At 59.8% G+C, this 16,226-nt stretch carries 8 protein-coding genes; 4 read left to right on the top strand and 4 right to left on the bottom strand.

The genetic code is table 11. The features are described from left to right. Nucleotides 1-111: 111 nt before the first annotated feature. From FFS64_RS02390 to FFS64_RS02380, 3 genes are all read right to left on the bottom strand, one after another. Nucleotides 112-1,482, bottom strand: a complete 1,371-nt coding sequence (locus FFS64_RS02390; protein WP_137804074.1) for a DUF3999 domain-containing protein — start codon at nucleotides 1,480-1,482, stop codon at nucleotides 112-114. After that, nucleotides 1,479-4,694 carry a DUF2339 domain-containing protein gene (locus tag FFS64_RS02385; RefSeq protein WP_137804073.1) on the bottom strand — a complete coding sequence of 1,072 codons (3,216 nt, stop codon included), beginning with the start codon at nucleotides 4,692-4,694 and terminating at the stop codon, nucleotides 1,479-1,481. Before FFS64_RS02385 ends, FFS64_RS02390 begins: the two co-directional genes overlap by 4 nt. Before the next feature lie 211 nt (nucleotides 4,695-4,905). Beyond that, nucleotides 4,906-7,356 carry a glycogen/starch/alpha-glucan phosphorylase gene (locus FFS64_RS02380; protein WP_137804072.1) on the bottom strand — a complete coding sequence of 817 codons (2,451 nt, stop codon included), beginning with the start codon at nucleotides 7,354-7,356 and terminating at the stop codon, nucleotides 4,906-4,908. 256 nt (nucleotides 7,357-7,612) lie between these two features. On the opposite strand from FFS64_RS02380, the gene FFS64_RS02375 reads away from it, so the two are divergent. The 4 genes from FFS64_RS02375 (at nucleotide 7,613) to FFS64_RS02360 (ending at nucleotide 14,271) form a co-directional block, all read left to right on the top strand. Then, complete coding sequence (locus tag FFS64_RS02375; protein WP_137804071.1) at nucleotides 7,613-8,056, top strand: YkgJ family cysteine cluster protein; 444 nt, start codon at nucleotides 7,613-7,615, stop codon at nucleotides 8,054-8,056. A gap of 550 nt (nucleotides 8,057-8,606) precedes the next feature. Continuing rightward, nucleotides 8,607-9,785: an efflux RND transporter periplasmic adaptor subunit gene (locus FFS64_RS02370; protein WP_256660389.1), complete on the top strand. Its 1,179-nt coding sequence runs from the start codon at nucleotides 8,607-8,609 to the stop codon at nucleotides 9,783-9,785. Continuing rightward, nucleotides 9,782-12,880, top strand: a complete 3,099-nt coding sequence (locus FFS64_RS02365; RefSeq protein ID WP_171017053.1) for an efflux RND transporter permease subunit — start codon at nucleotides 9,782-9,784, stop codon at nucleotides 12,878-12,880. Before FFS64_RS02370 ends, FFS64_RS02365 begins: the two co-directional genes overlap by 4 nt. Continuing rightward, on the top strand, nucleotides 12,880-14,271 hold the full coding sequence (locus tag FFS64_RS02360) for an efflux transporter outer membrane subunit (protein WP_171017052.1): 1,392 nt from the start codon (nucleotides 12,880-12,882) through the stop codon (nucleotides 14,269-14,271). Before FFS64_RS02365 ends, FFS64_RS02360 begins: the two co-directional genes overlap by 1 nt. Nucleotides 14,272-14,384: 113 nt before the next feature. Here the strand turns inward: FFS64_RS02360 and typA are convergent, their stop codons facing one another. After that, a complete protein-coding gene (gene typA / locus FFS64_RS02355) occupies nucleotides 14,385-16,205 on the bottom strand; it encodes a translational GTPase TypA (RefSeq protein WP_040063516.1) in 1,821 nt (606 codons plus the stop codon). Between the last annotated feature and the right edge of the window lie 21 nt (nucleotides 16,206-16,226).

Here is a 16,226-nt window from a genome sequence, read left to right as displayed (position 1 = left end):
GTAGCGGTCATTTCAGCGTCTTTGTCGACTGATCGAGCGCTTTCGCGAGCAGGCTCGCTCCCACATGGGAACGTATGATCCTGCTCGCGAATGGGTGCAAAGCACCCGCCTTCAGGGCTTGACTGGTGGCTTGCGCAGCAAACTGAAAGCCATCGCCGCCAGAAAAAGCACGCTGAGCAATAACACTGCCCACAGGCCAAATTTCTTCCAGTCAGTGCCGGTCGGTGCCGGCACGGTCGCAGCAGCCGGGGTGACCACCGCCCCACCATCGACCGAAGCCCTGCCCAATGTCGCCAGCTTCGCTGCGCTGAAATCAGGAATCAGCGTCGACAACGGCAAATTCGCAGCCTTCGCCGTCGCACTACCCAGCGCCAGCGTAAAAGGTCCCGCCCCCCGCGCCAGAAACACCAATTGAGTGGCGCGTACGGCAAATTTCAGCGTGGGCGCCTGCCCCCCCAGGCCACCGCCGCGCTCGTCCACCACCAGTTTCAACTGCTGCACGGTTTGCCCCGACAACTGCAATTCGTTCTGCAGCACGTCCTGGCCGTTCTGGGTCAGGCGATACAACAAGCCGCTGCTCATCGGCTGCCACGGCAGGCTGCTCTCCCGGCGACCGGACAACACCACGGGCGCCAGGCTGTTGGGCTGGTCCAGTACGATCTGAACGCGCTCGACGTTCAGCCCCATCGGCAATTGCCAGATGTACTCCCCGGCCTTGACGCTGCTGCCGGCCAACGCTTGCGACCAGACCAACGGCAGCGGCAGGCTGCGTGGGCTGGCGCTCTGCAGCTGCGCCGACGTCAGGATCGGCGCCGCTTGCGGCGTGTTCCACAACAATCGCAGATAGCGCGCCGATTGCCCCGGCAGTCCGACTTCATGCTGCTCCACCCGTTCGTCGGCAAAGGTCAGCCGCGCCACTTGCCCTTCGCCCCAGGACTGCCAATGCTGCAAATCATCGCTGGCCTCGATGCTGAACCGCTGGAATCCGTCACGCTCGCTGGTCCAGTCGAGGATCAACTGCTGCAATGGCGCCTTGATGCCGCTGGCGTCGAGCAACCAACCGCGCAGTACTTCTTCACCCGCCTCCAGCTGACGGGACGGCTGCACTTCGACCAACGTGCCGTTTACGTTTGATTGCACTCGTACGCCCGGTGCACGCTCGGTGTCATCCGCCGAGTCGTACAGGGGGAACCATTTGACGTCGGTCAGCGTTCGATTGTCGTCGACCTGGGCAGTTTCCCGGGCCAGAGCATAGGCTTGCGGCTCGCCGGCAGCGTTGAACACGCGTACATCGCTGAGGTCGGTCTGCCGTGCATTCAGCTGAACCGCCAGGGGCAATTCAAGGCGATACCACGGACCTTCACCGCTCACGGACAATGGTACCTGCGTGGCGAAATCCGCCGGTTTTTCCTGAGCGCCGGCTGCCAGCGCCATACCCATTGCAACAGCGCCTAACCAGCCCAGGTTCAGCTTCTGACTCAAGACGACACTCCTTCGGTTTCCGGTGCCGGTTTTTCTGCTTCCGGCACGGCTTCAACGCGTTTGGGCGGCAACGGGGCGAAGTAGCCCACCACCAGCAGCAATACGCCAACGCCAATGAACGACACAATCCGCGCCAGCCCGCCGCGGTTGCTCAATTCGATAAAGAACAGCTTGGCCACGACTACCCCGATCAGCACGGCGCCCACCAGCCAGACCTCTCGACGACCACGCAGATGACCGCCGATCATCAGACTCAGGGCCATCAAGGTCCAGACGATGGACAGGCCAGCCTGCACCCGCATGGATTCAAGCAGCCGATCAAGCTCGAACGGCACGCCACTCCACTGGTGCGCCGTGCGCATGACCAATGCGGTGAAGAATACGAACAGCGAAACACCCGTGATCGCCAGAATGGCTTTGGCTGCGGATTCCCTGCCCACCCCAAGCTGTGTCACGGCACTGCGGGACCAGACATACACGCCGAATAACGCAAAGATCAGCCCCAACTCCAGCGGGTTGATCAGCGGCACGTAGGGCAATGGCTCGGCGCTGCCATCACTGAAGGCGTTCGCCAACCAGAACCAGGCAAGCATCAACAACGCCAGCGGTGCAGCAGCGTACACGCGGTATTCACGATTGCAGGCCGACACCGGCCACGGCCAGGCGCGCGGAGCCGCCATCAGCACCAGATACAGGCTTGGCAGAATCGCCCAGCCCAACCAGCGCCAGGCGTTGTATTGCTCGGACAACAGCAGCAAGCCGTAACGCAATTCCAGCGCCAGCACCCCGATCAACAACCAACAACCGAGTACATGAGCAGCACTCAAAACCCGCGCCGGCAACATCGGCCCCAGGCGCCGCAGGGAGATGAAATGCACCACGAACAACGCTGACCAGACCAGCCAGCCAAAATGGGCGGCCGGGTGATAGCGCGGGTACCAGACCCCAAGCAACACCAGTGCGGCAGCAGGGATCAACACCGTGCAGAGTACCCCCAGCGACGGCCATTTCAGACGCAGCGCCAGCACTGTCCACATCGCAACGCTTACGACCGCAACGATCAGTAGCAACGTCCCCTGCAGCGGCAACGGTGCAAAGCGCATCACATCACTGACCCACGCCAACATCCACCAAGCCGCGCCCCACACCAGCAATATCCGGGACAAACGCTGCAGACTCAAACCTTCAGACGCCATGGCAGGATTGCCGATGTGCAAACACCAGGCACCGACCAACGCAGCCAGCCCCAGCAAGAGCGGCGCCCAGAACCCACCATGGGTCAATGGCCTTAGCGCCTCACTGGACGGCGGCCAGGATACGAGGAACAGCACGCCACCCAACAATTGCACGGCAAGCGCGCTGAACAGGACTGCACGCGACTCAATGCGCAGACCGACAACTAATGTCACTAGCCCCGCCAAGGCCCAACTGATCACCGTGCCGTGGCTAAAGAAAAACAGCGGAGCCAGCAGATAGAGGAACACCAGACCAAGACAGGCCAACACCGGCATGCCCAAGCGCTCCCAAGGCTTGGTTCGCTCCGGCAACGCCTTATGCAACTGGTAGAAACTGAACAACAGGGCAACGCCCAGCATCAGAGCGCCCAACGGTGTGCCGTCGAGCAGGCTGCCCTCGCCGCCGCGCAGCTCGCTGAGAAACGTCAGCGCCGCCCCCAGTTGCAGCAGCAAGGCAAAGGCCCGGGCCAACGGCCGTTGCTGACGCAGGCCGAGCCAGAAAATCCCTGCGCCTTCCACCGCCCATGCTGCGGTGGTCCAACGCGCATCCAGCCCCAGCGGGATTGCCAGACTGGTGAAAATCACCCCCAACGCCAGGCAGGTTTCCCCCAACAACATTGCACGGCCAACCCTCAACAAACGGGCCAGCCCCATGTAGATCATGCCCAGCGCCAAAGCGCTGAAGGCAGCGGCAAACTCCAGATGCTGCACCAGGGCGAACTGCAACCCGAAGCCCACCAGTGGCGGGCCGAACAGCAGCGTGCCGTCAACGTAGTCGCCCTTGCGGGCCGACCAGCGCAATAGCGCTTCGCGATTCTCATCCGCAGGGGCGTCGCTCGTCCCTTGCAGCTTGCGACGGGCGAACAGCAACCCGATGGCCAGGTACATCAGGAAGAACAGAATCAGAAACGGCTCGGTACTCCACAGCAAATCCGGCGTGTAGGAACGCAAACCCCAAGCGAAACCGATGCCGAAGGTGCCGACGAAGCCGATAACGTTCAGCAAGCGCCAGGCCTTGAACCAGGCGATGGCCAGGATGCCGGCATTGAGCAAAGCGAAATAGCTGAACAGCGCAACGTGACTACCAGCGCCGGTGGAAGCCAGGATCGGTGCGGCGAACCCGCCCAGCGCGGCGACGGCCGCCAACCCCATGGCATTCTGGGTCAGGGCAAGAATCGACGAGAACACCGTGATGGCAACCAGGACGCCAAACGCCGCCGAAGGATCGAGCAACGGGTGCAGGCGCATCGCCGCAAACACCGTCAGGTACAACACCGCGATCCCGGCGCCTTGCAGCATCAAGGCGTAATTGTTGTTGCGCGTTCGCAGCCACCAACCCAGCCCGAGCAGTCCCAGTGACGCCGCCGCGACACCGGCGTAACGCAATTCGATCGGCACCACCATGCCTTCGGTGGCGTAGCGCAGCAGGAAGGCCAGACCGAGGAACAACAGGACCAAGCCCACCCGCAATACAGTGTTGCCGCCGAACAACCACGCGCGGGCAGCGCTAATGGCGCGTTCGATGAAATTGGGGCCGAGGGGGATCACGGGTTGTTGCGATTCGCGGGAAACCGGTTGCGGTTTCCAGGGGTCGACCGGCAACGGACGACTGGCTTCGGTGACGGGTTCGAGTTCGAGTTCGGGCGGGAGCTCCCAGACCAGCTCCGGGGTTTGCGCAGCGGTTTGCCCGACAATGCTGTCCGGGGCCGCAGTGGTTTCGCTGATGACAGGTTCAGCGTTTTCAGGGGCGGTGACGCCAGACACCTCCAGAAGCGCCAGCCGTTGCTCGACGCCATGCAGTGCCACCTGCGCCTGCTCCAGCTGACGGCGATGCTCATTGGCTTGCGAAGCCAACCGACTGATACGAATGGCCTGGCCAATCGCCAAACCGAGCAATGCGCCCAGCAGCGCGTCGCTGAACGACTCGTCGAGCATCCAGCCCAGCACCAGGCCAATCAGCATGAACATCCATTGCATGGTCGATATCCCTAAGCGGCCCCCTTCATGGGGCGAGTCCAGGCGGTACAGCGTCTGACCTGAGTCTAGTGCGCAACGGCACAAAACATGTGGGAGCGAGCCTGCGCAGTTTCCTGACTCTGGATGTACCCTGCCACCCGGTAAAACTGATGCTTAGTATATCGATCAGGCCCAACAAACGCCGGGCCTTGCTCGCAATTACTGTTGAAAGTCAGCCCAAAGCCTTCCAGATATCCGTGGCGTACTCGCGAATCGTCCGGTCTGACGAGAACCAGCCCATCCGCGCCGTGTTCAACACCGCCGAACGCCACCACTCCTTCGAATCATGCCAATGGGCTTCGACCCGCATCTGCGCGTTCCAGTAGGAATCGAAATCGGCGCAGACCAGGAAGCGGTCGTAGTCCACCAACGAATCGATCAGCCCTGTGTAACGCGACGGATCATCCGGCGAGAACACCCCACCGCGAATCGCCTGCAACACGTCGTTGAGACGGTGGGATGCAGCGATGTCCGGCACCGCACTGAACTCGTGGTTCTGCTTGCGTGCTTCGACCTGTTGAGCGCTGAGGCCGAAGATGAACATGTGCTCGGCACCGATGCGCTCGCACATTTCCACGTTGGCGCCATCCAGCGTACCGATGGTCAACGCACCGTTAAGGCCGAATTTCATATTGCTGGTGCCTGACGCTTCGAAACCGGCCGTGGAAATCTGCTCGGACAAATCCGCCGCCGGAATGATGCTCTCCGCCAGGCTGACGTTGTAGTTGGGCAGGAACACCACCTTGAGCAAGCCGCGCACCGTCGGGTCATTGTTCACCACCCGGGCGATGTCGTTGGTTAGCTTGATGATCAGCTTGGCCTGGTGATAACTGGCCGCTGCTTTACCGGCGAAGATTTTCACCCGCGGCACCCAGTCGATTTCCGGCTCCGCGCGAATCGCCTGGTACAACGCTACGGTGTGCATCAGATTGAGTAACTGGCGTTTGTACTCGTGGATCCGTTTGACCTGCACGTCAAACATGGCCGCCGGATTGACCGCCACTCCCAGCCGTTCGTGAATGATGTGCGCCAGGGCTTTTTTGCTGTGCAGGCGCTGTTCGGCAAAAGCCTTGCGGAACGCGGTCTTCTCGGCAAACGACTCCAGATCGATCAACTGCTGCTCGGGATTGTCCAGCACCTGCGGGCCGAGGGCGTCGACCAACATTGAGGTCAACTCCGGGTTCGACTGATACAGCCAACGGCGGAAGGTAATGCCGTTGGTCTTGTTATTGATCCGCTCCGGGTAGAGTTTGTGCAGTTCGGAGAACACCGTTTTGCGCATCAGTTGCGTATGCAGTCCGGACACGCCGTTGACGCTGTGGGAGCCGAGAAACGCCAGGTTACCCATGCGTACACGACGGCCGTTGTCCTCTTCGATCAGCGACACCGCACGCAGCACGTCGAAATCGTGGATGCCTTTGGCGCGCAACGAGTCGATATGCTGGGCGTTGATCAGGTAAATGATCTGCATGTGCCGCGGCAACATGCGCTCCATCAAACCGACCGGCCAGGTTTCCAGCGCTTCGGGCAGCAACGTGTGGTTGGTGTAGGACAACGTATCGACCGTGATCTGCCACGCCGCGTCCCAGGCCACGTCATAGACGTCGACCAATTGACGCATCAGCTCGGCCACGGCAATCGAGGGGTGGGTGTCGTTGAGCTGGATCGCCGCGTGATCGCCCAGGGTCAGCACCGAGGTGTGCATGTTGCGATGGCGGCGCAGCAAGTCCTGCAGGGACGCGGCAACGAAAAAGTACTCCTGGCGCAGGCGCAGTTCCTGGCCGGCTTCGGTGCTGTCCGCCGGATAGAGTACGCGTGAAATACTTTCGGCCCGAGCCACTTCGGCAACCGCACCCAGGTGGTCACCGGCGTTGAAACGCTCCAGGTGCAAATCTTCCATGGCCCTGGCGCGCCAAAGACGCAAGGTGTTTACGCTCGCCCCGCGCCAGCCGACCACCGGTGTGTCGTAGGCAATGGCCCGCACGGTTTCCGCCGGGTGCCAGACTTGCTTGGACTTGCCGGCGTCATCGGTCACGGTCTCGACGCTACCGCCGAAGCTGATCCGATATGCCACCTCTGGCCGCTCAAACTCCCATGGGTTGCCGAAATCCAGCCAGTTTTCGGTCTGCTCCTGTTGCCAACCGTCGACGACGGCCTGACGGAACAAGCCGTGTTCGTAACGAATACCGTAGCCATGACCGGCGATACCCAGGGTCGACATACTCTCCAAAAAACATGCCGCCAGACGCCCGAGGCCGCCGTTGCCCAGCGCCGCGTCGGGCTCCAGCAGGCGAATGCGCTCGATGTCGACACCGAGTTCCGTCATCGCCTCGCGGGCCACATCGAGCAGGCCGAGGTTGCTCAGACTGTCGTAGAGCAGCCGGCCGATGAGAAATTCCAGGGAGAGGTAGTAAACGCGTTTCTGACCCTTGCGGTAGATCTGCCGCGTGTGGTCCATCCAGTGCTCGACCATGTGATCACGCGCCGCCAGCGCAATGGCTTCGAACCAGTCATGGTCAAAGGCGTGATCAGGGTCTTTGCCCACCGCATAGGTGAGTTTGGTCAAGACGGCGTCGCGGAATGCGGCCACCTCTGCTTCGCGAACAAGTGGTTCTTGAGTCATCGATAGGACCTCGAGCGAGCTTGGAGTTGTCTGAGCCTAGACGGTCTGACAGGCGGTAGAGGCTCTGGTTCGGCAGTTTTCCTGATAAGCGAATTGATCGGCAATACATTGTCGGTTACATCAATCAATGCAGGGGCCGTGCCGGATTAGCGGTTTGCTGGACGACGCAGAAAAAAATCTGGCGAAAGGTTGTTCAAAAATCCACCAGTCCCGGTATGATCGCGCGCCCTGATGCATACGCCTGGTAAAACCCTCGATGATGAAGCCCAACCTGATTGCCGCAGCCGAGATCGATCGTCTCGATACCTGGGCCAAATATTCGGCCCCGATGTGCGGCTCGTGTATCTCCAGCTGCTGCACGCTGCCGGTGGAAGTCAAGATCAAGGACCTGGTCCGTATCGGCGTGGTCGACGAATTCGAGCTGGGCGATCCGCCCAAGAACATCGCCAAGCGTCTGCAGAAGGAAGGGTTGGTCGAACGCTTCAACCAGAAATCAGGCATCTTCACCCTCCAGCGCATGAGCAACAACGATTGCTACTACCTGGATCGTAAGAGCCGGCTATGCACCATTTATGACAAGCGCCCGGACACTTGCCGCAACCACCCGAAAATCGGACCACGGCCGGGGTATTGCGCGTACAAGCCCAAGGAAGTGGTGCGCGAGAACAGCAATAGTCACCGGACGCTGGAAAAGTTTTAACCACCGTTCAGGTGCATCCCTTAGTACGGGCAGCCAATCAAACCCGGCTAGCGGCCGACAAGCTGTACGGGGCTGGGCAAAAGTGCCTGCCCCTTACTTCATCTCAAGTAGCGAACACGCCTACTGCAAATGACCGCTATACATTTACTCCTACACTAAAAACCTTAAATGAATGTAGGAAACTTCCTGAAGTTTGATAGGAAGTTTAATACATGGCGCCCCTCAGATACGTTGTAATTCTCTCCCCGGACAACATTCAACATTGTCAACAAAGCCTGGCGCCTCTAACCACCGCCCGCGCTTCCCGCCGCCTTCCGCAGAGCAAGAGCCTTTCGCTGACACCTGCAACAGTGTGAATTACTTCCACACTAAACTTATGAATTCCTGATAACCAATCGTTAATGCACGACCAACAAGATCGGCGCACTCACCCTGAACTTGCATTATCCGTTGGCAATCAACCTTCCCCTGTTTCAACTTCAAAGAAGCTTGGTTCCTTACAGGATCGATTTCTCCGGCGAGAACTTCCAATATAAAGGGAATTATCACCATGCCATCACACAAAATACGCCGGACTTTGATCAGTGTCTCGTTGACTCTTTTCAGCATGATCATCGTCGGCAGCATGGCCTACTGGCTCTGGCCAGACAGTTCAACACCCACCCCGGCAACCGCTCCGGCAGTGCCGGTCACCGCAGTCGAGATCGGCCGCCGCGACGTTCCCATTCTTATCCATTCCATCGGTAACGTGCGCTCGGTGCGTAGCGTCGATATCCGCCCCCAAGTGGATGGATTGCTGCTGGAGCTGCCCGTCAACGAAGGGCAATACGTCAAAAAAGGTGATCTGCTGGCACGCATCGACGATCGCGGCATCGTTGCCGCCCTAGAGCGTGCCAAGGCCCAACAGTCAGTTGCACAAGCTCAGTTGGCGTCCGCACAGCGAGACCTCAGGCGCTATCGCACCCTGGCAAACACGCAAGCTGTCTCGGCACAAACACTTGATCAACAAAACGGACTCGTTGCCCAGCTGGAAGCCTCCGTAAAGAGCGAGAGAGCCACGGTGTCGGCCACTCAGGTGCAGCTGTCACATACCCGGATTCACGCGCCTGCCGATGGTCGCATCGGCATCCTCAACCGCCATGAAGGCAATTTCGTGAGAGCAAACGACGCACAGGCGCTGTTCTCGATCGTCCAGCTAGACCCGATCAGCATCGAGTTCTCCTTGCCCCAGGCCCGCCTTCCACAGTTGCAGGCGCTGATGGCCAATGCCGATAAATCGTCAATGATCTTGCGCGTTTACTCTGGCGACGGCGGAACGCTCCTGGGAGAAGGCCCCCTGGACCTGATCGATAACCGGGTGTCCGATGCTACCGGGACGGTGCGGGTCAAAGGAACCGTCGCCAACCCGCTGGGGCATCTGTGGCCGGATCAGTCGGTCGTGATCAACCTGCAGGCGGGCACCTTACTCAATGCCTTGGTCGTACCGCAGCGGGCGCTACGTCAGGGAGCGAAAAACCCGTTCGTCTGGCATGTCAGGGATGGCAAGGCGTTCCCCCAGCCAGTCCAGGTCACGTACTCCGACACGAACATCGCCGTGGTGGAGGGCATCCAGACTGGCGACCTGGTCGTCACTGATGGCTATTCGCGGCTGCGCCCCGGATCGGTTGTGAACCTTCTCGAAGCCCGCGATGCAGCGGTTACTCCCGTCGCCAGCCGGAGTACGCCATGATGGTCAACCGTTCTGTTTACACCTGGTGCATGGACCGCCCGGTTGGCACCATTTTGTTGAGTGTCGCCCTGGTTTTGCTCGGTGTACTCGCCTACTTGCGCTTGTCAATCGCGCCGCTGCCCGAGGCCGACTTCCCCACGATTCAGATTACCGCCACCTTGCCCGGTGCCAGCGCTCAAACCATGGCGTCCTCCGTAGCGACTCCCCTGGAGGTGCAACTGAGTTCAATCCCGGGCATCACCGAAATGACCTCGACCAGTTCGCTGGGGAAGTTGACGTTGACGCTGCAGTTCAGCCTGGAAAAAAGCATCGACACGGCGGCTCAGGAGGTGCAGGTGGCGATCAACACCGCTTCGGCTCGCCTGCCGAGCGACATGCCCGGCTTGCCGGTCTGGCGCAAGGTGAATCCGGCGGACGGCGCGGTCATGATTCTCGGTGCCTGGTCCGACACCCTTTCCCTGAGCGAAGTCAGCGATCTTGCCGAAACTGTGCTATCGCGTCGACTGAGCCAGCTTGACGGGGTCGGCCTGATCAACGTGATCGGCCAACGCCGCCCGGCGATACGAATCCAGGCTCGCCCCGAGGTACTCGCCGCGGCAGGCGTCACCCTGGCGGATATCCGTGAAGCGGTGCAGCAGGCCAGTGTCAACCTGCCCAAGGGGGCGCTGTTCGGCGGACACCGGGTATCGAATCTGGAAGTGAACGATCAATTGTTCGAACCTGCGGAGTACGACAACGTTATCGTGACCTATCGCAACGGTTCCGCCATCCGGGTGCGCGATCTGGCGCGTGTCAGCCTGGGATCGGAAGACGACTATGTGCAAAGCTGGCCCAACGGCCAGTCCGGTGTGTCGCTGCTGATCCGGCGTCAGCCGGGCGCGAACATCGTCGCCACCGCCGATCGCATAAAGCAAGCCCTGCCCAAGCTCCAGGCACTCTTGCCGGCGGACATGACGGTTCAGGTACTCAACGATCGCACCCGCACCATCCGCTCGTCATTGCATGAAGTCCAGTTGACGCTGGCCATTGCCATTTTCCTGGTGATTGGCGTGATGGCGCTGTTTCTGCGGCAGTGGTCGGCGACCCTGATCGTCACCACGGTACTGGGCGTATCCATCGTGTCGACGTGTGCAGTGATGTACCTGGCGGGATTCAGCCTGAACAACCTCACGCTCGTTGCCATTGTCATCGCCGTCGGGTTTATCGTCGATGATGCGATCGTGGTGATCGAAAACATCCATCGCCATCTGGAGCTGGGTGAGGGTAAGCGCACCGCAGCACTCAAAGGCGTTAGCGAAATCGGCTTCACGGTAGTGTCGATCACCGTGTCGCTGGTCGCCGCGCTGATCCCCTTACTGTTCATGGGGGGCGTGGTGGGACGACTGTTCAGTGAGTTCGCCCTGACCGTGGTCGCGTCGCTCGTGATTTCAGTCCTGGTCTGTCTGACCCTGGCGCCGACACTGGCCTCGCTGTTCATGAAGGCTCCCACACACCCCGCTCAAACCGACAAAGACGTCTTCAACCGGCTGATCGGTGCCTATGATCGCATTCTGGTTTGGGCGCTCGGGCACCAGCGCTTCATGCTGGGCGTGTTTTTCACCAGCGTGGCACTCAGCGTTGGCAGCTTCGTGATGATTCCCAAAGGGTTTTTCCCCTTGCAGGATACGGCCTTCATCATGGGATTCACCCGGGCATCCGCCGATATTTCCTTTGAGGAGATGGTCGCCAAACACAAGCAGCTGGAGGCGATTTTCAGCAAGGATCCGGCGGTGACTGATTACAACCATGCCGTCGGGGGCAGCACCACCGACTCAATCGGCAATGGTCGGGTGTGGTTGGTACTGAGCGATCCGGGGCAGCGCGACGTGACCGTCAGCCAGGTCATCGACCGACTACGCCCACAGTTGGCACAGGTGCCTGGCATCCAGATATCCCTTCGCGCGGTTCAAGACATCAACCTCAGTGCGGGCCAGCCCAGGGCTCAGTATCAATACGTGCTTCTAGCGCAGAACAGCGACGAACTGGCGACCTGGGCCAACGCCCTCGTCGAACGCCTTCGCACAAGCCCGTTGTTCCGTGATGTTTCTCACGACTTGCAACGAGATGCCAATATCACCCGAATCACACTCGACCGGGACGAGGCCGCTCGCTACGGTTTTTCAGCACGTGACCTGGATAACGCGCTTTATGATGCGTTCGGACAGCGTCAAATCTCCGAGTATCAGACCGAAGCCAATCAATACAAGGTCGTGCTCGAACTCAGCACTGCGCAACGTGGCAATACCGAAAGCCTGAGCTATTTCCACTTACGCTCGCCACTGACAGGTCATTTGGTTCCCCTGCTGGCGTTTGCGCGGATAGAACCTCCCAGCAGCGGTCCGGTTGTAATCAATCACAATGGCATGCTGCCAGCGGCCAATCTGTCGTTCAATCTTGCCCCCGGCGTCGCCTTGGGCCAGGCAGTGGCCACGCTTAAGAGCATCGAACTGGAGATCGGCATGCCGATTTCGGTGAGCGGCACCTTTCAGGGTTCCGCCCAGGCATTCCAGTCTTCGCTGGCCAGTCAACCATTCCTGATCCTCGCTGCGCTGGTTGCCGTCTACATCATTCTCGGGGTGCTCTATGAAAGTCTGGTGCACCCGCTGACCATCCTTTCCACTCTGCCCTCGGCGGGAATCGGCGCGATTGTATTGCTGTGGATGTGGCAACTGGACTTTTCAGTCATGGCGCTGATCGGCTTGATTCTGCTGATCGGTCTCGTCAAAAAAAACGGCATCCTGCTGATCGACTTCGCCTTGCAAGCCCAGCGCGAACACAACCTGTCGCCACGGGAAGCGATCCATCAGGCCTGCCTGGCGCGTTTTCGCCCGATCCTGATGACCACCCTGGCAGCCCTGTTCGGCGCCGTGCCGTTGATGCTGGCTTTCGGTACCGGCGCGGAGCTGCGCGAGCCACTGGGGGTGGTTATCGTCGGAGGGCTGATGCTCAGCCAGGTATTGACCATGCTGACCACTCCCGTGGTGTTCCTGGCGCTTGATCGCCTGTTCCATGGAAACAAACGCCGCAAGGTCGCCAATCTGGAGCATGCCAAATGATGAAAAAGACATCTCTGCTCACGTTGCTGCTGTTGTCTGCCCTGACAGGTTGCGCCAGCCAATCGGACTCCGCGATACCCCGGCAGGAAATTGCGCCGGTTAAAGAGTCCGGCCCCGCCCTGGCGTCCCTCGCACAGCGCTGGTGGGAAAGCTTCGAGGACCCGGTACTCAATCGCCTCATGACCGGTGCACTTCGCGATAACCTGGACCTGGCCTCAGCGGTTGAACGGGTCCGGGAAGTGCGCGCTCAACACAATCTGGCCGCCACCGGGCTGTACCCCGAGATCGGTATCGCCGCCAGGTACGGTCGATCCCGAACGGCACTGGAGGGTACGAACACTCAGTATTCCTACGGCGCGGACCTGGCCTGGGAATTGGATCTGCTCGGCCGCCTCAAAGCCCTGCGCAATGAAGCCAGTGCTCAGCTGGAAGCAACCCGGCAGGATTATCTCGGCCTGCGGCTCAGTTTGATGACGGAGGTGGCCAACAATTACCTTCAGTACCGACTGGCGCAGCAATTAATGGACATCGCGACCGAGACAGGCGTTAACCAGGCGCAAACCGCCCGTGTCACCCGTGCTCGACTGGAGCAGGGGTCGGCCAATCGACTTGATCTGGAACGTATCGAATCCCAAGTCGCGATCACCCAGGCCGAAATACCCACGGCGCGGCAACAGGCACAGGCTGCCAGCTACAACCTCGCTTACCTGCTGGCCAGCGATCAGGCTCGGATAGACAGTCTTCTTGCCGAGCCACCTGCCCCCTCCGTGGGATTTTCCGAGTCCGCACTGCCGCAGCTGCTGTCGATTCCCGCCGAGGTACTCCGCGAGCGGCCGGATGTGCGGGCGGCAGAACAACGGTTGCAGGCCGCCGGTGAATCCCACGTTGCCGTCAAGGCCGCACGCTACCCTCAGTTGACCCTGAGGGCATTGGCATTGTTTGAGCAAGGGGGTGCAGCGCCATGGTCATTGACCAGCCAATTGTTCCAGCCGCTGTTCGATTTCGGCCGGATCGACTCACGCATTGAAGCCAGCGATGCCCGCCATGAACAGGCCAGGCTCGCTTACCGGCAGAGTCTTCTGCAGGCTCTGCGGGACGCACACACCTCGATTCACGCTTATGGTCAAGGCGTCAGTCGACAAAACGAACTCGACAAGGCCACCGCTGCCGCCGCCCGCGCCGTCGATCTGACCAGACAGCAGTACCAGGCGGGCACAGTTTCCATGCTGGATGTACTGGATGCCGAACGTAGCCTGTTCAATGTGCAACGTAGCCAGGCTCAGGCAAAAGTGGAGGTCGCACTGCGTTGGGTGGACATCAATCGAACCCTGGGGATCGCCCCTGAAACGGAGAACGAAAACGGCGAGGTCGATTCCGATCAGAAAACCTGATCTTCAAACAAGCGCCGTGTTTCAGAGCGACGCCACCAGGCATCGCAAAAGAAGCACAAACAAAAACGCCCCCGGTCTTTCGACCGGGGGCGTTTTCATTCAGCCGGGGCTAGTTACGCCTTGGCTTTCTTGGCGGCGCGGGTACGCTCGCTTTCGTCCAGGATCTTCTTGCGAAGACGGATGGACTTAGGCGTCACTTCGCACAGCTCGTCGTCCTGGATGAATTCCAGAGCCTGTTCCAGGGTGAAGCGAACAGGTGGAACCAGGGCGATGGTTTCGTCTTTACCCGAAGCACGCATGTTGTCGAGCTTCTTGCCCTTGGTAGGGTTAACGCCCAGGTCGTTGTCACGGCTGTTCAGACCAACGATCTGACCGTTGTAGATTTCCTGACCGTGTTCAACGAACAGCTTGCCACGCGCCTGCAGGGTTTCCAGGGAGTAGGTCAGCGCCTTGCCGGTTTCAACCGAAACCAGAACGCCGTTCTGACGGCCGGACATGTCGCCGGACTTCATCACGTCGTAACGGTCGAAGATCGATGTCAGGATGCCAGCACCGTTGGTCAGGGTCAGGAACTGGTTACGGAAACCGATCAGACCACGAGCAGGGATGTTGTATTCCAGACGTACACGGCCTTTGCCATCCGGCACCATGTTGGTCAGGTCGCCCTTACGCAGGCCCATCTCTTCCATCACCTTGCCCTGGGATTCTTCCGGCAGGTCGATGGTGACGTTTTCGTACGGTTCGTGCTTCACGCCGTCAACCAGACGGATGATCACTTCCGGACGGCCTACAGCCATTTCGAAGCCTTCGCGACGCATGGTTTCGATCAGTACCGAGAGGTGCAGTTCACCACGGCCGGAAACCTTGAACTTGTCAGCCGAGTCGCCTTCTTCAACGCGCAGTGCAACGTTGTACAGCAGCTCTTTGTCCAGACGTTCCTTGATGTTACGGGAAGTCACGAACTTGCCTTCTTTACCGCAGAATGGCGAGTCGTTGACCTGGAAGGTCATGGAAACGGTTGGCTCGTCAACGGTCAGAGGCTTCATCGCCTCCGGGGTGTCCAGCTGGCACAGGGTGTCGGAGATGAACAGCTCGTCCATACCGCTGATGCACACGATGTCGCCTGCTGCAGCTTCTTCAACGTCTACACGGTGCAGACCGTGGTGACCCATTAGCTTCAGGATACGACCGTTGCGTTTCTTGCCGTCGGCGCTGATAGCCACAACCGGGGTGTTCGGTTTGACGCGACCACGAGCGATACGGCCAACGCCGATAACACCCAGGAAGCTGTTGTAGTCCAGTGCGGAGATTTGCATCTGGAACGGACCGTCGCGGTCAACAGCCGGCGCCGGTACGTTGTCGACGATCGACTGGTACAGCGGGGTCATGTCGTCAGCCATTTCGTTGTGGTCCAGACCGGCAATACCGTTCAGGGCCGAGGCGTAGACGACTTTGAAGTCCAGCTGTTCTTCGGTGGCACCCAGGTTGTCGAACAGGTCGAAGATCTGGTCCAGAACCCAGTCCGGACGCGCGCCTGGACGGTCAACCTTGTTGATGCACACGATTGGACGCAGGCCGGCTTCGAACGCCTTCTTGGTCACGAAACGGGTTTGCGGCATAGGGCCGTCTTGAGCGTCAACCAGCAGCAGAACGGAGTCGACCATCGACATTACGCGTTCAACTTCGCCGCCGAAGTCGGCGTGGCCCGGGGTGTCCACGATGTTGATGTGGTAGCCGTTCCAGTTGATGGCGGTGTTTTTCGCCAGAATGGTAATACCGCGCTCTTTTTCCTGGTCGTTGGAGTCCATCACGCGCTCGTCGTTGAGCTCGTTGCGCTCCAGGGTGCCGGATTGACGCAGGAGTTTGTCTACCAGGGTGGTTTTACCATGGTCAACGTGGGCAATGATGGCGATGTTGCGTAGATTTTCGATCACTTGTGTATCTCGATCAGAGGA

It is taken from the genome of Pseudomonas sp. G(2018), from assembly GCF_005502415.1.
Lineage (GTDB): Bacteria > Pseudomonadota > Gammaproteobacteria > Pseudomonadales > Pseudomonadaceae > Aquipseudomonas.
The sequence above is the reverse complement of the archived record's forward strand: the minus strand, read 5'-3'. Positions and strand labels throughout refer to the sequence as shown.